The following is a 23,661-nucleotide window of genomic DNA, read 5'->3' as shown; positions in this document are numbered from 1 at the left end:
ACCAACAGATCCCATGAGTGCACTTTATGACTTCTTCCCTACTCCCCAGCCTAAAGGTTCCAACAAAACGAGATACCATTCCCGGCTTGTCGTAAAAGCACGGATAACCACCGAGATGATGATCGAACAGATAGCCGATCGGTGTAGCCTGTCGACCGGTGACCTGGCAGCTGCTTTTGTTGAATTTGCACATACACTGGAACGTGAAATACGCAAAGGAAACAGCGTACAACTAAAAGGGGTAGGTACATTCCGCGGCAGTGCCAAATCGCCGGCCGTACGTTCGCCCAAAGAAATACGAGCCGAAAATATCCACTTCGGAGGAATCGTTTTTACTCCGGACAAAGCGTTGGAAGATTCACTCAAAGGAATGCCTTTTCAAAGAGTAGCACATACCCACCGCTCTAAGACAATCAGCGAGATCGAGATCGACGGTAAACTGGCCGATTATTTTCAGGATCATGCTTATATCACGACGATAGACATGTGTGTTCTATGCGGACTACGGAAATCGACAGCCCTGCGCAGACTACAAACACGTGTAAAGGAAGGGCGCCTCACACATCCGGGATACAGCAAAGCCCCGTTTTACTATCCTGTACCGGGATATTTTCGGGTAAGCAGGCATACGGAACCGGGAACTTCAGTATAACAAATTAAACAACAGCCTCCTATCTTCTAAAAGTGATTTATGAAGATAGGGTACAGCAAATACATAAACATAGTAGAATTACAATAAACAATAATCATGGCAGATAACTACCTGGAAAAGAAATACGAGGAATACCAATCCAGAAAAAATACCGGAACAAAAACCGGCTACGGTATAAAAAAGAAAAATACGCTCCACAAAACCAGAAGAGTTTTTGTAACGGATGGAACCGGAGAACTCGGCAAAGTGATAGTAAAATCATTCCGCATGGCAGGTAACCGGGTCGCTTTTTGCGGCACAGATGAAGAAGCCGGCCAATTAATGGCTGAAAAGACCGGCACGACTTTCCATCATGCAGATATCAACGACAAGATTTCCCTGGATAACTGCCTGCGACATATCCTGGAGGATTGGGGCGACTTGGATATACTAATCAATACAGGTACCTGCCAGACAAATCCGATCACGGAAACCAGCATGGAAGATTTCGAACAACTTCTTTCCGCCAATCTATTATCTGCCTTCGTCACGTCACGCCACCTGTCCTTACATCGCCGCTCGCAAAGCGAAGCGAATCCGTACGGAAGAATTATAAATCTATCGGAAACTAATGTCACAACCGGAGGTATCCTTTCATTAACCTCCACTCTTGCCACTTCACTCGCGGAATGTCATATAACAGTCAATTCAGTTACTGCAGCCGGGATACCGGAATTTGCAGAAGATATCGCCCGTATGTGCCTGTTCCTCTGTCAGGAAGAAAATGAATCGATTAATGGAGAAAACATAACAATTGGCGGAGGTCTATCGAAAAGAATATATTGAATTGATTATCTTTATACCCAAATAAAAGAGACCTATCATAAACTAAAAGAAAAAGAATATGAAAATTAAAACACTAATAGCACTCCTACTGATCGGCGGTTCACTCTTCTTCAGCAGTTGCGGAAGCTACCAAACCAACAGAAATGCCATCCAGAGAATAGAAAAAGGAATGAGCAAAAGGGAGATAACCAACCTGCTCGGCAACCCGGATTACCGTCGTTTCGACCATGAATATGAACAATGGGAATTCAGAAAAGTAGACATCCTCGGAACCACCATTATTTTAATTGATTTCCAGAATGACAGGGTGACAAACATGGATTCATTCAGCGGAGACGTAGACCAGACTCCGGTTCCTCCCGTTGCCGTCTATCCACCGAATGATATTGAATACGACAGGCCCCGCCCTCCTTACAACAATCATATGCGACCCGGCAGGATTATAAACGACAGAGACTTTCAGAAACTATACAATACAGTCAAATCGAAGCCGTTTAAAGACGATCAGCTGGAATTACTATCCATAGGGGTTGCCGACCGGTATTTTTCCTGTCAGCAATGCATAAGACTGATGTCTATCTATACATTCGACGATGACAAACTGAATGTATTGGATATCGTAGCTCCACGGATAGCCGATCCGGAAAACTATGAAGATATTGTCCGTTCGCTAAGCTTCCTGTCAAGCCAGGATAAAGTACGCAAAATGTTTTCGGGACCACGGAGATAAAAATGGATAAGTTTCATTTTTTCAGTCATCCGGTATCCCACATACCACTACCGGAACAATTTACATTTCCGTTTCATTATATCCCTCATCCTTTGTCGGTAGTGGCTTCAGAAGAGGTACAGGCTTATCTTTTGTCAAGAAAAGACTGGGAGAGCGACTTGCGACAAGGGAAAATGTTCGGTGTACTGATCGTACAGACTGCGACAGGAGAACTGGGTTTCCTGGCCGCATTCTCCGGTATACTGGCCGGCAAAAACCTGCACAGCTATTTCGTTCCCCCGATCTACGATCTGCAACAACCGCAAGGTTTCTTCCGGATCGAAGAAGAACAGATCTCCGCAATCAACGCCCGGATCAGGCAGCTTCAGACAGATAAGGAATATACCGCCTGCAAAGAGCAACTGTCGGAAACAAGCCGTCAGGCCGAACAAAGCCTCAGCGAAGCAAAAGAGCAACTGAAAGTCGCTCAAAAAAATCGTGAAATCAAGCGGCAGGCTAATCCGGATGCAGCAGAACTGGCTGCCATGGTTCGTGAAAGCCAATTTCAGAAAGCGGAACTAAAACGGTTAAAGCAGCAATGGAACGAACGAATGGAGACTTTACAATCCGAAGTAAAAACATTCGAAGCTACGATCGAACAACTGAAAGCAGAACGCAAGACGCGCTCGGCAGCCTTACAACAACAGCTATTCGAACAATTCCGGATACTGAATGCTAAGGGTAATGTGAAAGATCTATGTGAACTATTCAATGAAACGGAGCAAAAAACACCTCCTGCCGGAGCAGGAGAATGCGCAGCTCCCAAGCTCCTGCAATATGCTTACCTGCACCAGCTGAAGCCACTTGCTATGGCCGAATTCTGGTGGGGAGATTCCCCGAAGATGGAAATCCGCCGTCACGGTTATTATTATCCGGCTTGTAAAGGGAAATGCGAGCCTATATTAAAACATATGTTGCAGGGATTGAATGTAGAAGTAAACCCGCTGTCTGTAAACTACCACAAAGAGGCTGAACCGGAAATCTTACTGGAAGACGAATGGTTATTGGTAATCAATAAACCGGCCGGGATGTTATCTGTCCCCGGGAAAATGGATACAGACTCTGTTTATCAGTGGTTAACTATCCGTTATCCGGATGCAACAGGCCCGATGATCGTGCACCGGCTGGATATGGCGACTTCGGGCTTACTTCTTATAGCAAAAACAAAAGCTATTCACCAGAACCTACAAGCACAGTTCAAGAACCGCACGGTAAAGAAACGGTATATCGCCTTACTAGACGGACCGGTCGCGTCCGACCAGGGAACCATCGACCTTCCGTTATGCCTGGATCCGGAGGATCGTCCCCGTCAAATTGTAAGCGAAGAATACGGAAAGCCTGCGATAACATACTACCAGGTTCTGGAACCTAACCTCCATTATACACGTATCGCTTTCTATCCCCTCACCGGCCGGACACACCAACTACGTGTACATGCCGCTCATCCAAAAGGGTTGAACGTACCCATTGCCGGTGATGAATTATATGGAAAAAGAGCCGATCGGCTGTACTTGCATGCCGAATACCTGGAATTCAGGCATCCTATTACAGGAGAAGTAGTTTGCGTGGAAAAAAAGGCTGATTTTTAGTAAAGAATAAAACTCTATGCATATCAAACAGATTGAAATATGGTAAAAAAGCAAACAAAATACGAATTGGCTACCGAGGCGGATTACGATGAACTGCTGCGGGTTTGGGAAGCCTCCGTTCGCAGCTCTCATCATTTCCTGACCGAAGAGGATATACAATATTATAAGCCCCTGATACGGAACGAGTATTTCCGGGCTGTTGAACTTTACCTGATAAGAGATGAACAAAACGGACATATTGCAGCGTTCATGGGACTGAGTGACGAGTTGATCGAAATGCTGTTCGTTCATCCTTCACAACAGGGCAAAGGTTATGGCAGGTTGTTTATAGAATATGCCCTCCGGGAAAAGAACATCCGGAAAGTAGATGTGAACGAGCAAAACGAGCAAGCATCACATTTCTACCTGAGCAGAGGTTTCGAGGTGATCTCACGGGATGCCACAGACGGCCAGGGTAAACCATATCCGATCCTTCATATGCAAATGAAACCGATCCGGATAAGAAAAGCAGATACAGAAGATCTGGCAACACTACACCATGTATTCGAAAAAAGCGTACGTAACACCTGCTGCAAGGATTATTCCCCGGAGCAGATCGATGCATGGATAAACCGTGCCGACTCGGCCCGTTGGCAAGAACTCTTTCATAGCGAACTGCATTTCTTCCTTGCCGAAGATACCGAAACCTTCCAGACAGCAGGTTTCACTTCCGTCGATACACAAGGCTATCTGCATAGCATGTTTGTTCACCCCCGATTCCAGCAAAAAGGGATAGCTACATTACTACTTCAATTAGCGGAAGAATTTGTTAAATATCATCATGCCCCTTCACTATTTGCAGAAGTAAGCCTTACCGCGCGTCCATTTTTTGAAAAACAGGGATTCTTTGTAGAAGAGCAACAAACAGTAACAGTGAGTGGCATTGATATGATCAACTTTGTGATGCGGAAAAACTATTAAAACAAGAAAGTCACTCCTAAAAAGGAATGACTTTCTTTGTTTTTACGGGTGGAAGACGGGATTCGAACCCGCGACACCCTGAACCACAATCAGGTGCTCTACCACTGAACTACAACCACCATGTATATCTTTTTTTCTAAGACGCTGCAAAGATAGCTGTATTTTTTTACTCTGCAAACTTTTTGGCAAAAATATGCAGAATATTTACTTATAAATTGCTTTTTTGCCAGCCAACAGGGTATTACGCATCAATGAAATGATTGTCATAGGCCCCACCCCACCCGGTACAGGTGTTATATAAGAGCATTTTGGTGCCACTTCATCAAACTTCACATCCCCTGTCAACTTGTAACCGCTTTTAGTCACGCTACTCGGCATACGGGTAGTGCCAACATCGACAATAACAGCGCCTTCCTTCACCATATCAGCTTTCAGGAATTCAGGAACTCCTAAAGCGACAATGATAATATCGGCACTTAAACACATTTCTTTCAGATTGTTCGAGCGGCTGTGGCAAACCGTTACCGTACAGTTGCCCGGATAAGCTTTCTGCATCATCAAGGTAGCCATCGGCTTTCCGACGATATTGCTACGTCCCAGTACCACGCAATGTTTACCGCTGGTTTCTATTTCGTAACGTTTCAGCAATTCCAAAATACCTGCCGGTGTGGCAGAAACAAAACAAGGAAGACCGATCGACATACGTCCTACATTGATCGGATGGAAGCCGTCAACGTCTTTACGGTAATCGATCGCCTCAATAATCTTTTGCTCAGAAATGTGTTTCGGGAGAGGAAGCTGTACGATAAAGCCATCCACATCCGGATCATTGTTCAGTTCGTCTACACGGCGAAGCAACTCTTCTTCGGTCACGTCGTCCTCGTAACGAATCAGTGTCGATTTGAAACCGATCTCTTCACAAGTCTTTACTTTACTGGCCACATAGGTCTCACTACCCCCGTCATGACCCACCAGAATAGCAGCCAGGTGAGGGATCTTACCGCCTGCCGCTTTGATCTGGGCGACTTCTTCCGCCATTTCTTTCTTCATTTGAGCAGAAACAGCTTTTCCGTCCAGTAATTGATAATGATTGTCTTCCATAATATGTCTCTTTAATGTTTATCTTTTCAACGAAGGAAATTTCTTACTTCCCGGTTTAGCAGCAGTAAGCATACGCATCATCTTACGGGTTTCATCAAACTGTTTGATCAGCTTATTCACTTCCTGCACAGTCGTACCGCTACCTTTTGCGATACGCGTACGGCGTGTACCGTTCAGAATAGCCGGATTGGTACGTTCGTCGGGAGTCATCGAGTAAATGATCGCTTCGATACTCTTGAAAGCATTGTCGTCGATATCGATATCCTTCAACGCCTTACCGACACCCGGAATCATGGATGCCAATTCTTTCAGGTTACCCATCTTCTTGATTTGCTGGATCTGGGCTATGAAATCGTTGAAGTCAAACTGGTTCTTGGCAATCTTCTTCTGAAGACGCTTAGCCTCTTCTTCATCATATTGTTCCTGGGCACGTTCAACCAACGAAACGATATCACCCATACCGAGGATACGGTCGGCCATACGTTCGGGGTGGAAGATATCGAGGGCATCCATCTTTTCACCGGTTCCGACAAACTTGATGGGCTTGTCTACCACTGTACGGATAGAAAGAGCGGCACCACCACGGGTATCACCATCCAACTTAGTCAGGACAACACCATCGAAGTCCAGGCGTTCGTTAAACTCTTTAGCTGTATTAACGGCATCCTGTCCGGTCATAGAGTCGACAACGAACAAGATTTCGTCAGGCTGGATAGCGCTCTTGATTGCAGCGATCTCATTCATCATCTGCTCGTCGATAGCCAGACGACCGGCGGTATCGACAATTACCACGTCGTTACCTTTAGCACGAGCTTCGCGGATAGCGTTCATTGCTATCTCTACCGGATTCTTATTTTCCAGCTCCATATAAACAGGTACACCAACCTGTTCACCTACAACACGCAACTGTTCGATAGCGGCCGGACGATAAACGTCACAAGCAGCCAATAACGGCTTCTTATTCTTTTTCGTCTTCAGCAGGTTGGCCAATTTCCCTGAGAAAGTGGTTTTACCCGATCCTTGCAGACCCGACATAAGGATTACTGCAGGCGAACCTTTCAGATCGATATCGATAGCTGTACCACCCATCAGGCTGGCCAACTCGTCGTGTACGATCTTCACCATCAACTGACTGGGCTTCACGGAGGTAAGCACATTCTGTCCCAGAGCTTTTTCTTTAACCGTATCGGTAAAAGATTTGGCTACTTTATAGTTAACGTCGGCATCAAGCAATGCTTTACGCACATCTTTCAGTGTTTCAGCCACATTGATCTCGGTGATCTTGCCTTCACCTTTCAACAGTTTAAACGACCTGTCTAACCTTTCGCTTAAATTTTCAAACATAATTCGTATGTATATTTATTTTTTTCTTTCTAATTTCTAATGTAATAGGGTGCAAAGGTAAGAAAAAGGATGTAATCCTCTAAATCTTTTTATTCTGCCACGCCGCTTTTTTCAAATAAATTACACTAGCCAACAACAAACCGCTATAATAAATCCCCTCGGTCAGGAAACAAATCGCCACCGGAAGACGTAAACGCATCCCTGCCACATAAATAAACAACGTATAAAAGACAAGCGTCACTACCTCCATCGCAAAAGCAGAACGGGTATTCCCCGTACCCGTCACCCCGTTAAATACGATATTAGCAACGGCAGCTATCAACAAGGCACCGGAAATGACATAAAGCGAAGGAATAGACGCATGTACTAAAGAGGCATCATTTGTATAAATCGACAATATAGCCGATGGGAAAATACAGGCGATAGAAACACTGACTGCTACGATACCTAATGATATTCCTGCAATCTTGCGAATGATCGGGATAACCTGATCTTTATGCCCGGCACCGATACTGTTACTCACAAAAGAGTTGGTTGCCGTAGATAAAGAATTGACCGGAATCAGCAGGACAATATAGACACTGCGGACAATATTGGCGATTGCCAGCTCCCGTTGTCCCAAATGTTCTACGGCCACGAAAAGCAGAAAATAAGTACTCAGCGATATAAAATACTGCAACATCGTAAATATAGAAATATCCAACACACGCCTCAGCAATTTAACATCGAACGACCGGAACTGGTTCAAGGCATACTTCTTTATATCCACCGTCAAACGGGTATAAACCAAAAAGAAAACAATCGACACTCCCTCTGCTACCACCGAGGCTATAGCCGCCCCCTTAATACCCATTTCAGGGAAACCCCCTTTCCCGAATATCAGCAGGTAGTCGAGTACCACATTGGTCAACGCCATCACAATTGCATTCAAGGTCAGCACCTTTGTCCGGGTTATACCGATAAACAAGGCACGGAACATCACATTGATAAAGGAGAAAAAGAACCCGAACACACGCCAGTCAAGAAACTCTTCCGTTGCCTGAAGGATCGTATCGGAAGAGATCATTACCCCCATGATATCTTTGGCAAAGAAACGGGACAGGGTAAACATCACGGCTGCCAATGCCAAAAGAAAAAACACACCCTGGATCATGACCGGCCCTACATCACTGTACCTCCGTTCACCATTCCTGCGAGCCATCACGATCTGCGACCCGGTACTGAAACCGAAAGCGATCGTAAACACACAGATATAATAGAGACCACCCATCGCGGAGGCCCCCAACTCAACTTCTCCTACCCTTCCCAGGAAAGCCGTATCGGTCACATTGATAATATTCTGTGCCAACAAGCTTAAGAAGATAGGGTAACTCACATTCCAGATTTGCTTATTTGTATACATACTCTATAAGTTAGTTCCACAAGAAAACACAAAGTCACAAAAAAAGCCCACCGGCAACCGGTGAGCTTCTTTATTGTTGTTTAAAACATTCTAAATGCTGCTACCGATGTTCTATATCAGTTTATTCGTTGCTGTATCCGGAAATACAACAGCCGGTTTAAATGTTTTGGCTTCTTCAAAGTCCATCATGGCATACGACATGATAATGACGATATCACCGGGCTGTGCCTTTCGGGCAGCTGCCCCGTTCAGACAAATCACGCCTGATCCGCGTTCGCCTTTAATAATATACGTTTCAAAACGTTCACCGTTATTGTTGTTCACAATAGCTACCTTTTCGTTAGGAATCAGGTTGGCGGCATCCAGCAAATCCGCATCGATAGTGATACTACCGATATAGTTCAGATTGGCTTCCGTTACCGTCACCCGGTGAATCTTTGATTTAACTACCTCTATAAACATCGTTATTTGTATAATTTGATTACCAGCTATTTATATCTTATGTTATCAATCAACCGGACTTCACCACAATAAACGGTAATGCAACCTACGGCATAATCAGTATCTGACCAGTCTTTGATCGACTCCATCGTGATTCCGTCTACGATTTCATAATATTCCACACGCATAACAGGGTCGGCATTAATCGTATTCACAACATAATCAATCACCTCCTGCACACTTTTTCCGGCTGCAAAGTTAGTACTTTCTTTTAACGTACGTGCTATCAGCGGTGCTTTTTGACGTTGTTCGGGTGTCAAACGGACATTACGGCTACTTAAAGCCAGCCCGTCTTCCTCCCGCAAAATCGGGCAGGCATTAATTTTTACCGGGATATTCAGCTGTTTCACCATTGCACGGATCACTGCGATTTGCTGGAAATCCTTCTCCCCGAAATAAGCGTTGTCGGGCTCCACGGCATAAAACAGTTTGCTTACGATCTGAGCAACCCCATTGAAGTGTCCCGGGCGGCGTGCCCCCTCCATCACGGCCGAAACCGTGCCAAAGTCGAAAGTGCGTGTATCCGGCTCGGGATACATTTCCGCTTCTGTCGGCGCAAATACATAATCGCAACCGGCGGGTTCCAACAAGGCGCTGTCTTTATCCAATGTCCGGGGATAGGTGGCAAGGTCATTTTTGTCGTTAAACTGAGTCGGATTCACGAAGATGCTCACTACACACACATCGTTTTCTTCCACGCAACGCTTCACCAGGCTCAGATGTCCGTTGTGTAATGCTCCCATAGTAGGAACAAAGCCTATTTGCTTGTTATGCTGCCTCTCTTCGGCAAGATAACGTTTCAATTCTTGAATGCTGTTTACTATTTTCATCAGTTAGATGCTTATTGACGGTGCAAAGCAAATAAATAATTACCGTAAATGAAAGAAATTTATTATCTTTGTGCCGTCTTTATAAAACTAGTTTACAGAATGGATGCAAAAAAAATCTTGTTTATAGCTCAAGAAATAACACCCTACCTTCCCGAATCTGAGATTGCAACAATATGCAGAAACTTGCCGCAAGGCATTCAGGAGCGTGGTCGCGAAATCAGAACTTTCATGCCCAAATTCGGAAATATCAACGAGCGACGCAATCAGTTGCACGAAGTGATCCGCCTGTCAGGCATGAATCTTATTATTGATGATACAGACCACCCTCTGATCATAAAGGTAGCATCCATTCAGACCGCACGCATGCAGGTTTACTTCATTGATAATGAAGACTTCTTCCAGCGTAAGCACACTGTTTGCGATGAAAACGGGAATGAATACGAAGATAACGATGACCGTTCTATCTTCTATGTTCGTGGCGTATTGGAAACCGTAAAGAAACTACGGTGGATACCGGATGTAATTCATTGTCACGGATGGATATCTGCATTAACAGCATTATATATAAAAAGAATGTATGCGGACGATCCATGTCTTAAAAATGCAAAAATAGTCTATTCTATTTATAATGATGATTTTAAAACACCGTTTAGAAAAGAGTTTGCCAACAAGCTGAAAACAGACGGAGCGAAAGAGGGCGACCTGAAAGGGATAAAAGCCGATACCAGCTTTGCCGGTCTGACTAAGTTGGCTATTGATTTTGCCGACGGCGTGATACAAGGTAGTGAAACGATCAACCAGGATGTTCTGGACTATATTGCAACCAAAAAAGACACTCCGTTCCTTCCTTATCAGTCGCCGGAAACTTATATGGATGCATTCAACGAATTTTACGATGTCGTATTAGATTCTAAATAAGTGAGAGAAAAATGATGAAGATCAAGCCTTTATTAATTGGCCTGGGCTTAGGAATAACAATCCTGAGTGGGTGTAGTGATGATTTGAATCTGGTTGGCTCGACTATTCAGCCCGGCGGAGACAAAATGCCTGTATATGTAGATACTTTTCAGATGCAAGCGACAACCTTGTTGATGGATTCAGTATATGCAAGAACTACTAGTGGACTACTCGGCGAATTTTATGATCCGTTGTATGGTAATGTGAAATCTGATTATATCTGTCAGTTCTACTGTCCGTCAGACTTCAAATTCAAGAAAGAACCTATCAACGGACAGATCGATTCGGTCGATTTTAAGATCATATATTATAGCGGATCATGGGTTGGAGACTCGTTGACTCCAATGCGTGCTCAAATATATCAGGTCGACAAACAACTGGAAAGAGATTTCTACACAAACATCGATCCGTCAGACTACTGTGATATGCAGAATTCTTTGGGTATGCAGACATATACTGCGCATGGTGCAGTTCCTGACAGTGTCAGAAATGACGACGATTATGTTCCAACCGTAACGATCCGAATGCCAAGAGAATTTGGACAGAAGTTTTACGATGAAACAATCAATAACCCCGGAACATTCAGCAGTCAGGAGAATTTCAACAAGTTCTTCCCTGGTTTATACGTAACAAATACGTATGGTAGTGGAAATATCCTCCAGATTAGTTACTCTTCCATATCGATTTATTATAAATACAATCTAAAAGGAAGTCAGAATCAGGACTCAACCGCATATGCAAGTGAAACATTCAATGTAACGAAGGAAGTATTGCAGTTGAACCGATTTGAGAATACCGACCTGACTCCGTTATTACAACCGGATGATTCAATCGCTTATCTGAAAACTCCAGCAGGCGTATATACCCAGTTGACTATTCCAGCTAAAGATATTGCTGAAAAGATTGGTGATCGTATAATCAACAACATTCCTTTGACAATAAAAGCATTGCCACAGGAAAATTGGCAATGGGCTTTAACTGCTCCTGCCAATTTATTATTACTTCCGAAAGACTCTTTGGCAACTTTCTTTGTCAATAATAAGATCGAAGATAGTAAAACGGCTTTTCGTGCAGAATATTCAAGCAGTAATCGATCATATAATTTTGATAATATATCAAATCTGATGCAGGAACATATAAAGAATAATCCGGAAAAGGATATGGTTCTACTTCTTGTCCCCGTAGATCGTGTAGTAGGTCAATCACAAAACTATTATGGTCAGACAACATATTATACAGCCGCTTTAAACAACTACTTGCTTCCATCAGGAGTAAAGTTGCTTAAGACGCAAGATGCAATGAAGATTGTAGTTACAACAACCGACTATAAGTAGATTTTTCAAATACGTAAATATCAAGAAATAAAAAAAGCGAATCGTTTCGATTCGCTTTTTTTATTATCCACTATTCTATTAGGCTTCTTTTTTCTTTGAGGCTTTCTTCTTAAGTTTTTCAAGTTCTTTCTGAAGCCCTTCTATTTCTTCTCCCTGATTCTTGATCGTAGTAAGCAAAGAGTTTAGCTCCTCATTTTCGATTGTTTCCGGGAACTGTCCATTTACGCGAACGATAAAGTCTGACAATACATTCATATAGTTATTAAATGCATCATAAGGATTATCATACGGGCTAAAGCCGCTTCCACCGTGCTTAGTGCTCATATAGAAGAAGTGATCACTACTTTGCAGATAGTTCCAATCCTGTTTGATACGACGCTCCTCTACCAGACGAACACGTTCACTGATACTGTTAATCTTGCGGAATGCTTCCTGCTGCAGGACATTTCCTAACCAAGAACTACAATCTTTCTCTTCGTCAACCCATGACATGGGGTAAGGTACAGAGATTGCATCGACCGGTTTCAACAAAGCAAACACTTCCGACGGTGTAGAGAATCCGATTCCTTTCTCCGCTGCAAAACGAGGCAATGCTTTGAAGAAATCAAAGATGCCGGTTTCAGCCGGATTCAATGATCCTAATACCTCATAATTCATAAACAGATTGATGATCTGTTCCGAATCTGGTGTTGCTGCAATCCACGACATATATTTATCGGCTGTCAATGGATATTCATTCCAGTTATAGTTGTTGAAACGTAAGGACAAATCTTCGCTGAAACGGTCGTTCTTAAGCAATAGTTTCAACTGAGGCTGAACGCAGGAGCTATACATATAGTTCGGACTCTTCCATCCCAGAATATGTTTTGCACCTTCTGTCAACATACCTTTAAAGCCCATCTTATATACTACATCCGAAATATCATCCGAGTAAATCAATTCCGTATTACGGAATACCTTCGGTTTAACTCCAAACAAATCATGTATCTTTTCCTTATGTTTCTTAACCTGATCTTCAAATTCCTCGGTATTATCACCTAAAGAAGCCAAAGAATGAGCATATGTTTCAGCCAGGAACTCAACATTGCCGGTAGCAGCCAGTTCCTTAAAACTATCGATCACTTCCGGAGAATAAATTTCCATCTGTTCCAAAGCAAGACCGGAAATAGAGAAGGCCACTTTAAATTTACCTCCACTCGTTTTGATCATTTCCAGGATAGCCTTATTGGCAGGTAGATAACAACGTTCGGCTATACGACGCATAATCTCTTCGTTCTGAAAATCATCATAGTAATAATGATCGTTACCGATATCGAAGAAACGGTATCTTTTCAGGCGGAATGGCTGATGTATCTGAAAATAAAAGCAGATCGTTTTCATAATATAGTTGTTTTAATTTTTGTCTTGTCGTTATTTATTAATCACTTGTTCATAGATACGGCGAACTTTTTGTCCGGCATATTCCCACTTAATATTATCTACCTCATTCTTTCCTTCCACTTTCAAGAATTCATGCATAGCCGGATAGGAAATGATTGAATACATAGCATCCGCCATGGCTTCAATGTCCCAGTAATCTACTTTTACAGCATAATCCAGGATTTCTGCACAACCGGACTGTTTAGAGATAATAGAAGGAACACCACACTGCATGGCTTCCAGCGGAGATATTCCGAAAGGCTCCGAAACGGATGGCATCACATACACATCACTCGCCTTCAATACTTCGTATACCTGTTTTCCTTTCATAAACCCAGTAAAATGGAAACGATCGGAGATATTACGTTCTGCAGCCAGACGGATCATCTTATCCATCATATCGCCGCTACCAGCCATCACAAAGCGTGTCTTAGGAGCTTTTGCCAATACCTTGGCGGCTGCTTCCACAAAATATTCAGGCCCTTTCTGCATCGTGATACGACCCAGGAAAGTGATTACTTTATCTTTCACACCCTTTTTATCCGGAATTGCCAGAATCTCAGGGCTCAATGGCTCTACCGCATTATGCACTGTCGTAACTTTTGCCGGGTCCTGGTGATATTTTTCAATCACCGTCTGGCGCGTCAGGTTACTAACGGTAATGATATGGTCCGCATTATCCATACCATTCTTTTCTATCGCGTAAACATCGGGGTTTACATTTCCACGACTTCTGTCGTAGTCGGTTGCATGCACATGGATCACCATCGGCTTCCCACTGACATTTTTTGCATGTATACCGGCAGGATAAGTCAGCCAGTCGTGCGCATGGATCACATCGTATTGTTCTGTACGGGCAATTACACCGGCGACGATCGAATAGTTATTGATCTCTTCCAGCAGATTATCCGGATAACGTCCGGAAAACTCCATACAACCCAGATCATTCACATTCCGATACGTAAAATCGGCATAGATATGATCACGAAACTCGTAATACTTTTGAGGATCCATAAACTTGGACAAGCGATTTTTCACATGTTCCATGTCTACATCACGCCATACTATCGGAACATTACAAACTCCTATAATTTTCAGGAAACTCTGGTCTTCATCCCCCCAGGGTTTCGGAATACAAAAGGTTATATCCATATCCGGCTGCATAGCCATACCTCTTGTGAGGCCATAACTAGCCGTTCCTAATCCTCCCAGGATATGAGGAGGAAATTCCCATCCAAACATCAATGCTTTCATCTGGTACTCTTTTTATTCGGCGTTATACTTCTTCAATAAATCCACAACTCGGAGCATAGCAGCTACATTCATTGCAAACGAAATAGCACCGCGTCCGGTAAACGGCGGATTACCATCAAACAATTCTGGTATCGTACCAATACAATGCAATGACATTTCATCCTCCATACTTATCAACATACGTTCTGCAAAAGAGACACCGCTCTTTCCGAATACGCGAAGATAGGCTTCCAGATAAGCTCCCAGTAACCACGGCCAGGCAGTACCTTGATGATAAGCCAGGTCGCGTTCATACTGCGGACCAACATAGTAGGGTTTATAGCCTTCACTTTTCGGACTGAGTGAACGCAGTCCTTTAGGTGTAAGCAATTCTTTTGTTACGATATCGACAACACTGCGTTTCTGTATTCGCGTCAGTGGAGAATAAGGCAATGAAACAGCAAAAATCATATTGGGGCGTACACTCCAATCAACGATGGAACCATTCACAGAATCGAATAGGTAATTGTAACCATTCACAAAAGTGTCTTTGAATGATGTATCCATTGCTTTGATCAGCTTGTCATACTTTTCAATCGGTGCTCCTCCCATCAGTTCTGTATAGAAACAGAGGGCGTTATACCACAATGCATTAAACTCTACAATATAACCGGAACGGGGCACAACTGGTTTACCGTTAATGGTGGAGTTCATCCAGGTAATTGCTTTATCGCGGCCATTGGCGAATACCAACCCGTTATCCATCACCTTCATATCCGGATGTTTCTGACTGGATATAAACTCTAGTATCTCATTTATAAAACTGGCATAAAGTTCTTTGGTACGTTCCAGACTTGTATCTTTAGCGTACTGCTGGATGGCCCATATAGCCCATAAGAACACGTCCGGTTCATCGATCTCACGGATTACTGAATCCAGCCTATTCTCATTCATATAAGCTCTTGCAGCCGGCATAGCGGTATGCATAATCTTTTCGAAACGTACCGGATCATCGATCGACAATGTACATCCCGGAAGTGCGACAAACAGATCGCGGGCTCTTACTTTAAACCAAGGATAACCTGCCAGCAGATAGGCATCATCTTCTTTTGGACGGAAATAAAATTGCTGTGCAGAGTTTTTCAAACAGTTAAAGAAGCTGGTACGCGGCGTACGGGCATTTACCTCGTTTTCATACAAACTCTTCAAACGTGTTGTTGCCACCGGACCATCTCCGGCACTGAATATGATCGACTCACCTTTCTTGATCGGTATTTCAAAATAACCGGGAACATACAGGTCTTCTTTATAAGGATAACCTCTTTCCTGTTCTTTTGGATATTCTATTCCGTTATACCAATAAGGTTCATATACAAATTTCACTTTTTTATTGAACTGCATATATAGTTCGGGATATCCGTGATACATGCAGGTCTTTATACCATTCGGAACTTCTGTGTAAGACTGATTCACATTGCCATTTGCCTGTGTCAGCGATTTCACACTACGGAAAGCAAGGAAAGGACGGAAACGGAGTGTTGTTGCCGAATGAGCATCTTCAAGCGTATACTTGATCATGATCCGGTTTTCATACAGAGAGAATACTTTTTCTTTCGAAAAAATAACGCCACCAACTCGGTAGAGTGTACGTGGAACGGTGTCTGAACTATACTCGCGGATGTATTTATGTCCTTTGGGGCTGTAATTATCCCCCTGGTATTTATGTAAGCCCAGGTTAAACTCTGCACCATGCTGAATTACGGTCTCATCCAGAGATGATAGTAAAACATGATTGTCATCGTCTATCTCAGGGACTGGCATAACGAGCAATCCGTGGTATTTTCGCGTATTACAATCAACAACAGTTGTACAATGATATGCCCCGGTCCTATTGGTTCGGAGCACCTCTCGAGTCAACGATTCCTCCAGGTTTATCATTACTGTCTTGTCAAATTTAAGATAACTCATATGTATTTGGTTTTAAGTTTATGCTTATATAATGAAAATGATACGATATACTGACCAAAAGTATCACTTAAAAACTAAAAAAACAAATCAGCTTTCATATTTATTTAGAAACTGAGTTTTTTTATAACTCCGAAATGATTGATAAATAATCCCTTAGAAAATTAAGGACTTCCGTGAATGTGTTGTCAAACACATGAACAGTTGTTAAAAACTTAAAACCAGCTATTAATACATATGGAAATATAGACAACAAAAACAGACTATCGGAGGTTATAAAACAAAAGCAGGGACCTAATGATAGCATTATTGCAATGTCATTGTCATTCTGTTCCTGAGAAAATAAATATAGAGGGGAGTTATTCAGTAACACAGGTATTTTTTCCATCTTTGTGCCGGAAAAGAAATCGGTTACATCCGACAAGATTCACTATTTAATATATAACGTATAAGAAATATGACACAAACAACTCATAATCCGTTTTTCTTAAAATACAATACACCTTTTGGGACTCCACCTTTCAACGAAATAAAAATCGAACATTATGAACCGGCTTTCGACGAAGGGATCAAACAACTCGACAACGAAGTACAGGCTATCACAGAGAACGAACAGCCTGCCACATTCGAAAACACGATCATTGCTTTAGAGCGAAGCGGCAGATTACTGAACAAAGTCAGTTCCGCCTTCTTCAATGTTTTGAATGCAGAAGCCGACGACGAGATGATGGATATTTCACAAAGGATATCCCCGAAATTATCGGAAAGCTCCAACAATATCTTTCTAAACGAAAAGTTATTTTCACGGGTAAAAAACATTTATGACCAAAAAGGTTGGCTCAACCTTTCTACCGAAGATGCCAAACTATTGGAAGAAACATTCGAATCATTCTCTGTCCGTGGAGCAAATCTGAATTCGGAAGACAAGGAAAAATATCGTAAACTAAGTACAGACCTGAGTATCCTCTCATTGACGTTCGACCAGAATGCGCTGAAAGATAAAAACAGATATGAGTTACTACTCACCAACGAGAAAGATCTCGACGGTCTTCCCGAAAGTATACGTGAAGCCGCGGCTCACCGTGCAAAAGAAAAGGGGAAAGAAGGCTGGTTGTTCAACCTGACTGCTCCAAGCTACATTCCGTTCATGCGTTATGCGTCCTCCCGTCCTTTACGCGAAGCCATGTACAGGGAATATATGAGTGTCGGTAATAAAGGGGATGAATACGACAACAAGGAAATTATCCGTCAGATCGTCAACATCCGGTTGGAGATTGCCCGATTGATGGGTTACAACACCTATGCGGAATACTCACTCAAGCATACGATGGCTAAAAACCCGGTAACCGTCTACAACCTGCTAAACCAATTATTAGAAGCCTACAAACCGGCAGCGATCAACGAATATAATGCCGTACAGGGGTTTGCGATGGGAAGTGAAAAAGAGAACATCACCGTCATGCCCTGGGACTGGAGCTACTATTCTGAGAAACTAAAAAATATCCGTTTTGATGTGAACGATGAAATGACACGTCCTTATTTCAAACTGGAGAATGTCAAAAAAGGTGTTTTCGGACTTGCTACACAACTATATGGCATCACATTCAAAGAGAACAAAGAGATCCCGGTATATCATCCGGAAGTAGATGCTTACGAAGTATATGATGCCGATGGAAAATTTCTTTCCATCCTTTACACCGATTTTCATCCTCGCGACGGTAAACAATCGGGGGCCTGGATGAACAATATAAAAGAACAGTATCACGAAGCCGATGGAACCGACAGCCGTCCGCAGATCATTATAGTAATGAATTTCACGCGCCCAACCGAAACAAAACCATCTTTACTGACTTTCGATGAAGTAAACACGCTTCTTCACGAATTCGGGCACGCACTGCACGGAATGTTCGCCAAAGGGAAATACGCCAGCCTCTCCGGAACAAACGTATACCGCGACTTCGTAGAATTGCCCTCTCAAATCATGGAAAACTGGCTTACTGAAAAAGAATTTCTGGACCAGATAGCCGTACACTATGAAACAGGAGAAAAAATACCACAGGAACTTATTCGGAAATTGATAGATGCTTCCAACTTCAATACTGGTTATTTCTGTTGCCGCCAGTTAAGTTTCGGAATGCTCGATATGGCCTGGCACACACAGACCGCTCCGTTCGAGGGAGATATCGTAGCATTTGAGAAACAGGCCTGGAAACAGACCGTAATCATACCGGAAGTTACCGGAACACTAATGAGTAGCAGTTTCGGACATATCTTCTCAGGAGGTTACTCTGCCGGATATTATGGATATAAATGGGCGGAAGTGTTGGATGCTGACGCTTTTTCGGTTTTCAAAACAAACGGAATATTCAATCAGGAAGTAGCCCGTTCATTCCGCGAAAACATCTTATCAAAGGGAGGAACAGAAGACCCAGCCGTATTGTACAAACGCTTCCGCGGACAGGAGCCTACAATAGACGCTCTGCTTATAAGAAACGGTATCAAACAGGCTGAGCCGAAAGGAAATAGCATTTGATATAAAAATAGCTAAACATACCATAGTTAAATCAATTATATTTACCTTTGCAGGCTAAATAAACAAGGATAAATCAGGTAAACAATGTGCGAAAAAACAGAGAAGCAATATGAATTAGATAAACGTTACTTGCGGATGGCCGCAGTCTGGGCTGAAAATTCGTATTGTAAACGACGTCAGGTCGGAGCACTGATAGTTAAAGACCAGATGATCATTTCCGATGGATACAACGGTACACCTGCCGGTTTTGAAAATATCTGTGAAGATGAAAACAACGTAACCAAACCCTACGTACTACATGCCGAGGCGAATGCGATAACAAAGGTTGCAGCATCTTCGAACAGTAGTAAGGGAGCTACGATTTATGTAACTTCAGCCCCCTGCATAGAGTGTGCCAAGCTGATCATCCAATCAGGTATCAGACGTGTTGTATATTCTGAAAAATACCGCATGGAAGACGGATGTAATTTATTACAGCGAGCCGGTATTAGCATAGAATACATTGATATAAACGAATAAATATACGTTTTTATGGACAAGAACAGAAGGCTGACCATCTGGTTGCCTGTTATTATTGCAGCAAGTATTGCTCTCGGTATCTTTATCGGGAACCATTATCTTTCTCTTACACAAAACGGCAAACGCCGGATGTTTTCCAGCGGCAATAAAATAAATGCCATACTCGATATTATCGACGAACAATATGTCGATACCGTCAATATGGGTAAGTTGGTGGAAGGAACTATCCCGAAAATATTCAGCGAATTGGACCCTCACTCCGTTTATATCTCTGCCGAAGATGCATCCATCGTGAACGAAGACCTGGAAGGTTCGTTCAGCGGCATCGGTGTATCCTTCAATATGCAGACAGACACGATCCTTGTGATCAGTGTGATAACCGGAGGGCCGGCTGAAAAAGCAGGACTTCTTCCATTCGACCGTATCATTACGATAAACGACTCGATTTATTCTGGCAATAGTACCAGCCAGGCAAAGATTATGCGTACATTACGTGGGGCAAAGAACAGTACCGTGAAACTGGGAGTAAAACGTGGCGACACCCCCGACCTGCTTTACTTCGATGTAACACGTGGCGATGTTCCAGTCAACTCTGTCGATGTATCTTACGAAGTCAGCAAAGGAGTGGGATATATCAAAGTCAGCAAATTCGGACGAACTACATATAACGAATTCATCACAGCGATTGCCAAGTTGAAAGAAGCGGGATGTAATTCATTCGTCATCGACCTACGTGGAAATACTGGTGGATATATGGATGCAGCGATCAACATGGTCAACGAGTTTATGCCTGAAGGAAGACTGATCGTTTACACCGAAGGGAAAGCTTTCCCGCGTAACGATGTCTATACAAACGGAACCGGGACCTGCAAAGAAGCCCCGATCGTTGTTCTGACAGACGAATTCTCGGCTTCTGCCAGCGAAATCTTCTCAGGTGCCATCCAAGATAACGACCGCGGACTGATTGTCGGCCGCCGTACCTATGGTAAAGGATTAGTTCAATCGCCGATCAAGCTAAGTGACGGTTCGGAAATTCGATTGACAATTGCCCGTTATTATACACCTTCGGGACGAAGCATCCAGAAAGATTATAAGATGGGGGACTCTGCCGATTATGATCAAGATCTCTATAACCGCTTCATCCATGGTGAATTCGACTCTGCAGACAGTATCAAAAATACACATACGGAAAAATATCATACAATGATAGGTAGAACCGTATACGGTGGTGGTGGCATTATGCCGGATATCTTCATCCCGCGTGACACCAGTGGTATCACTACTTACTTTACAAGTATTGTAAACAGTGGAACACTTTACCTGTATGCACTCGAATATTCAGATAAGAACCGTGAAAAGTTATCTTCTTTTACTACTTATCAGGATCTGTATAAATACCTGCAGTCGCAGCCTCTACTTTACGACTTCACAAACTTTGCTGCATCCAAAGGTATTAAGAAACGTCCAACCCTGATCAACATATCAGGTAAACTGATCGAAAACCAACTACAGGCATATATTGTACGGAACTTCTTCGATGAAGCCGGATTCTATCCGATCTTTCTGAAAGACGATCCAACCTTATTACGTGCCATCCAGATTATAAATGAAGGGAAATCCGTTCCTACAATAGAGAAAGAGAATGCAGACAAAGGAATTGCAGATAGCCAAGCAACAGCTTCGAAAAGATATAGCCTCGCTAAAGAAATCGTACGAGAAGACTATACTGCTTGACTTTTCAGAAAAGATATTGAAGCGGCTGGAAGAGACTGAACTCTTCCGGCAAGCTTCTTGCATTGCTTTATACTACTCCATTTCCGGAGAAGTCCAGACAGCGGCTTTTCTTGAAAAATGGTTCGACAAAAAACTAATTCTGCTCCCGCTGATAGTCGGCGACGACCTATGTCTTTTGCCTTATAAAGGCAAAGACAGCCTGAAACCCGGAGTCTTCGGCATTCCGGAACCCATAGACACAGAGACAACAGTTACAGAATCGGATGTAGACCTGATCATTGTACCGGGCGTGGCTTTCGACCGTCAACTGAATCGCATGGGACGTGGAAAAGGATATTACGACCGGCTATTATCGACCATACAAGCACCTAAAATCGGCATTTGTTTCGATTTTCAAATGCAAAAATCTATTCCGGTCGAATCTTTCGACAAGAAAATGGACATGGTCATCACAGAGAAAGAGATCATCACCGGATAACAATGTCCTGAATAACTGTCGCTCCGGCATACTCATTCAAACTCTTCACCAGCCGTTCGCGACATAAAGTCAATTCGCTCCGCAGCACAGAAGAAGTAAGCGATACATATAATATATGGTCGCGTACATATATATTACGCGTATATTGCATAACCATGGGGCCTAATACTTCTTTCCAGGCACGCTGAACACGGATCTCCAGTATATTTTCGTAAAGTTCCGTATTATCTTCGAAGAAATCTCTCAATACTTCGCCGATTGTCTGTGCATTGCGTCGTTTCATTCCGGATCCTCCATCGGTTGTACTTCCCCTTGCTCGACCCTAAACAAAGCATAATCGTGATTCATCGCCAACAAGATTTCATCCAGATATTTCCGGTTAGTATCGGTAATAAATATCTGGCCGAAGCTATCGTTGCCCACCAGCTTGATAATCTCTGCCACACGTGCAGCATCCAGTTTATCGAAAATATCATCCAGAAGCAAGATCGGAATAGTCTGTCCTTTTTGAGCTAAAAAGGCAAACTGGGCAAGCTTCAGGGCTATCAGGTAAGTTTTATTCTGCCCCTGTGAACCGACACGACGGATCAGGTGCTCATTCAATGTCATTTCCAGTTCATCTTTATGGATACCATTGGATGTATATCCTAAAATACGATCACGCTCTCTGTTGGCTGCCAATAGTTCCGGCAAGTCTTTCTCGGCCAGTTGAGAGATATAACGCAAACCAACCACTTCCGAAGAGCGGCAGATCGTTTGATAATATTCATTGAAGATCGGGATAAAGCTTTCCACCAACAACTGGCGTTTTTCGAAAACCATCCGTCCATACATACCCAATTGCATCTCGAGTACTTCATAAAGCGAGGCATCCATGCTTTGATTCTTCAGGAGTATATTCCGTTGGAGCAAAGCTTTATTGTATTGGATCAATGCATGTAAATACTGTTTATCCTGTTGCGAAATGATTAGGTCCAGAAAACGGCGGCGCTCGTCACTTCCTCCCTGGATCAGATCCGAATCGGCAGGGGAAACCATCCCCAAAGGCAAAAAGCCGATATGCTCCGACAACTTATCGTATTCTTTCTTATTCCGTTTGAACTGTTTCCGCTGGCGACGGCGGATCGCACAGAAAATCTCCTCCCCCCTTCCTTCATAATCATATTCACCCTGAATCACGCACATATCCTGGTCATTGTTTATTATTTGACTATCAGGAGTATTCACATGACTTTTGCAAAACGAAAGATAATGGATAACATCCAGTAGGTTTGTCTTTCCCATCCCGTTATTTCCAAAGAAACAATTCATTTTGGGCGAAAAGGCAACTTCCGACTGAAGAATATTTTTATAATTAAGAATAGAAAGCTTTTTGAGTATCATCTGTACCGTATTAATCGTACAAAATTAAAAAATATACTTCTAAGTATAGATTATATCAGTAAAAAAAACTACTTTTGCGCTTTGAATTGCCATTGGCATAAAATCAGGATAAAATAATAAATAACTATAACAC

General features: G+C 43.0%; 21 protein-coding genes and 1 tRNA gene. 11 read left to right on the top strand and 11 right to left on the bottom strand.

The genetic code is table 11. The features are described 5' to 3' along the window. Positions 1–13: 13 nt before the first annotated feature. The 5 genes from QZ076_RS05055 (at position 14) to QZ076_RS05035 (ending at position 4,795) form a co-directional block, all read left to right on the top strand. The gene (locus tag QZ076_RS05055; protein WP_293710873.1) at positions 14–652 is read left to right on the top strand and encodes an HU family DNA-binding protein; all 639 of its coding nucleotides are present in this window, start codon (positions 14–16) and stop codon (positions 650–652) included. A gap of 96 nt (positions 653–748) precedes the next feature. Next, positions 749–1,477, top strand: coding sequence for an SDR family oxidoreductase (locus QZ076_RS05050; RefSeq protein ID WP_293710871.1), 729 nt, complete (start codon positions 749–751; stop codon positions 1,475–1,477). A 58-nt stretch (positions 1,478–1,535) separates the two neighbouring features. Continuing rightward, positions 1,536–2,207: a DUF4476 domain-containing protein gene (locus QZ076_RS05045; protein ID WP_293710869.1), complete on the top strand. Its 672-nt coding sequence runs from the start codon at positions 1,536–1,538 to the stop codon at positions 2,205–2,207. Positions 2,208–2,209: 2 nt separating this feature from the next. Continuing rightward, positions 2,210–3,835 (top strand): RluA family pseudouridine synthase, encoded by a 1,626-nt coding sequence (locus tag QZ076_RS05040; protein ID WP_293710867.1) that lies wholly within the window; start codon positions 2,210–2,212, stop codon positions 3,833–3,835. A 39-nt stretch (positions 3,836–3,874) separates the two neighbouring features. Continuing rightward, on the top strand, positions 3,875–4,795 hold the full coding sequence (locus tag QZ076_RS05035) for a GNAT family N-acetyltransferase (protein WP_293710865.1): 921 nt from the start codon (positions 3,875–3,877) through the stop codon (positions 4,793–4,795). A gap of 46 nt (positions 4,796–4,841) precedes the next feature. Here QZ076_RS05035 and QZ076_RS05030 read toward each other — a convergent pair. The 6 genes from QZ076_RS05030 to panC form a co-directional block, all read right to left on the bottom strand. After that, positions 4,842–4,915 (bottom strand) — tRNA-His (locus QZ076_RS05030). Positions 4,916–4,999: 84 nt separating this feature from the next. Further along, positions 5,000–5,896, bottom strand: coding sequence for a bifunctional methylenetetrahydrofolate dehydrogenase/methenyltetrahydrofolate cyclohydrolase FolD (folD, locus tag QZ076_RS05025; RefSeq protein WP_129732242.1), 897 nt, complete (start codon positions 5,894–5,896; stop codon positions 5,000–5,002). A gap of 18 nt (positions 5,897–5,914) precedes the next feature. Next, positions 5,915–7,240: a signal recognition particle protein gene (gene ffh, locus QZ076_RS05020; protein ID WP_293710861.1), complete on the bottom strand. Its 1,326-nt coding sequence runs from the start codon at positions 7,238–7,240 to the stop codon at positions 5,915–5,917. Between the two features lie 79 nt (positions 7,241–7,319). Continuing rightward, a complete protein-coding gene (locus QZ076_RS05015; protein ID WP_293710859.1) occupies positions 7,320–8,642 on the bottom strand; it encodes an MATE family efflux transporter in 1,323 nt (440 codons plus the stop codon). Between the two features lie 111 nt (positions 8,643–8,753). Next, on the bottom strand, positions 8,754–9,104 hold the full coding sequence (gene panD / locus QZ076_RS05010) for an aspartate 1-decarboxylase (RefSeq protein ID WP_293710857.1): 351 nt from the start codon (positions 9,102–9,104) through the stop codon (positions 8,754–8,756). A 26-nt stretch (positions 9,105–9,130) separates the two neighbouring features. After that, complete coding sequence (gene panC / locus QZ076_RS05005) at positions 9,131–9,973, bottom strand: pantoate--beta-alanine ligase (protein ID WP_293710855.1); 843 nt, start codon at positions 9,971–9,973, stop codon at positions 9,131–9,133. 99 nt (positions 9,974–10,072) lie between these two features. Between panC and QZ076_RS05000 the strand changes: the two genes are divergently transcribed. Both QZ076_RS05000 and QZ076_RS04995 read left to right on the top strand, forming a co-directional pair. Next, positions 10,073–10,891, top strand: coding sequence for a glycogen/starch synthase (locus tag QZ076_RS05000; RefSeq protein WP_293710853.1), 819 nt, complete (start codon positions 10,073–10,075; stop codon positions 10,889–10,891). 14 nt (positions 10,892–10,905) lie between these two features. Further along, complete coding sequence (locus QZ076_RS04995; RefSeq protein WP_293710912.1) at positions 10,906–12,264, top strand: DUF4270 domain-containing protein; 1,359 nt, start codon at positions 10,906–10,908, stop codon at positions 12,262–12,264. Positions 12,265–12,342: 78 nt separating this feature from the next. On the opposite strand, the gene QZ076_RS04990 is transcribed toward QZ076_RS04995, so the two are convergent. From QZ076_RS04990 to QZ076_RS04980, 3 genes are read right to left on the bottom strand one after another with little or no spacing between them, the layout of a single operon-like run. Beyond that, entirely contained in the window at positions 12,343–13,644 is a 1,302-nt protein-coding gene (locus QZ076_RS04990) for a glycoside hydrolase family 57 protein (protein WP_293710851.1), read from the bottom strand. Positions 13,645–13,674: 30 nt separating this feature from the next. Next, the gene (locus QZ076_RS04985) at positions 13,675–14,937 is read right to left on the bottom strand and encodes a glycosyltransferase (protein ID WP_293710850.1); all 1,263 of its coding nucleotides are present in this window, start codon (positions 14,935–14,937) and stop codon (positions 13,675–13,677) included. A 12-nt stretch (positions 14,938–14,949) separates the two neighbouring features. Then, positions 14,950–16,884 (bottom strand): glycogen debranching enzyme N-terminal domain-containing protein, encoded by a 1,935-nt coding sequence (locus tag QZ076_RS04980; protein WP_293710848.1) that lies wholly within the window; start codon positions 16,882–16,884, stop codon positions 14,950–14,952. Positions 16,885–17,338: 454 nt separating this feature from the next. On the opposite strand from QZ076_RS04980, the gene QZ076_RS04975 reads away from it, so the two are divergent. From QZ076_RS04975 to QZ076_RS04960, 4 genes are all read left to right on the top strand, one after another. After that, positions 17,339–19,414, top strand: coding sequence for a M3 family metallopeptidase (locus tag QZ076_RS04975; protein ID WP_293710846.1), 2,076 nt, complete (start codon positions 17,339–17,341; stop codon positions 19,412–19,414). Between the two features lie 84 nt (positions 19,415–19,498). Further along, positions 19,499–19,933: a dCMP deaminase family protein gene (locus tag QZ076_RS04970; RefSeq protein WP_293710844.1), complete on the top strand. Its 435-nt coding sequence runs from the start codon at positions 19,499–19,501 to the stop codon at positions 19,931–19,933. A 12-nt stretch (positions 19,934–19,945) separates the two neighbouring features. Next, entirely contained in the window at positions 19,946–21,667 is a 1,722-nt protein-coding gene (locus QZ076_RS04965; protein WP_293710842.1) for a S41 family peptidase, read from the top strand. Then, complete coding sequence (locus QZ076_RS04960) at positions 21,660–22,145, top strand: 5-formyltetrahydrofolate cyclo-ligase (RefSeq protein ID WP_293710910.1); 486 nt, start codon at positions 21,660–21,662, stop codon at positions 22,143–22,145. Before QZ076_RS04965 ends, QZ076_RS04960 begins: the two co-directional genes overlap by 8 nt. On the opposite strand, the gene QZ076_RS04955 is transcribed toward QZ076_RS04960, so the two are convergent. Further along, positions 22,135–22,428, bottom strand: a complete 294-nt coding sequence (locus tag QZ076_RS04955; RefSeq protein ID WP_293710840.1) for a DUF721 domain-containing protein — start codon at positions 22,426–22,428, stop codon at positions 22,135–22,137. The two genes, QZ076_RS04960 and QZ076_RS04955, sit on opposite strands and share 11 nt — an antisense overlap. Then, positions 22,425–23,528: a DNA replication and repair protein RecF gene (gene recF, locus QZ076_RS04950; RefSeq protein WP_293710838.1), complete on the bottom strand. Its 1,104-nt coding sequence runs from the start codon at positions 23,526–23,528 to the stop codon at positions 22,425–22,427. The genes QZ076_RS04955 and recF overlap by 4 nt, the downstream gene beginning before the upstream one ends. Between the last annotated feature and the right edge of the window lie 133 nt (positions 23,529–23,661).

The organism is uncultured Parabacteroides sp. (genome assembly GCF_905196875.1).
Lineage (GTDB): Bacteria > Bacteroidota > Bacteroidia > Bacteroidales > Tannerellaceae > Parabacteroides.
Note: the sequence above shows the minus strand (reverse complement) of the source record. Positions and strands in the feature narration are given on the sequence as shown.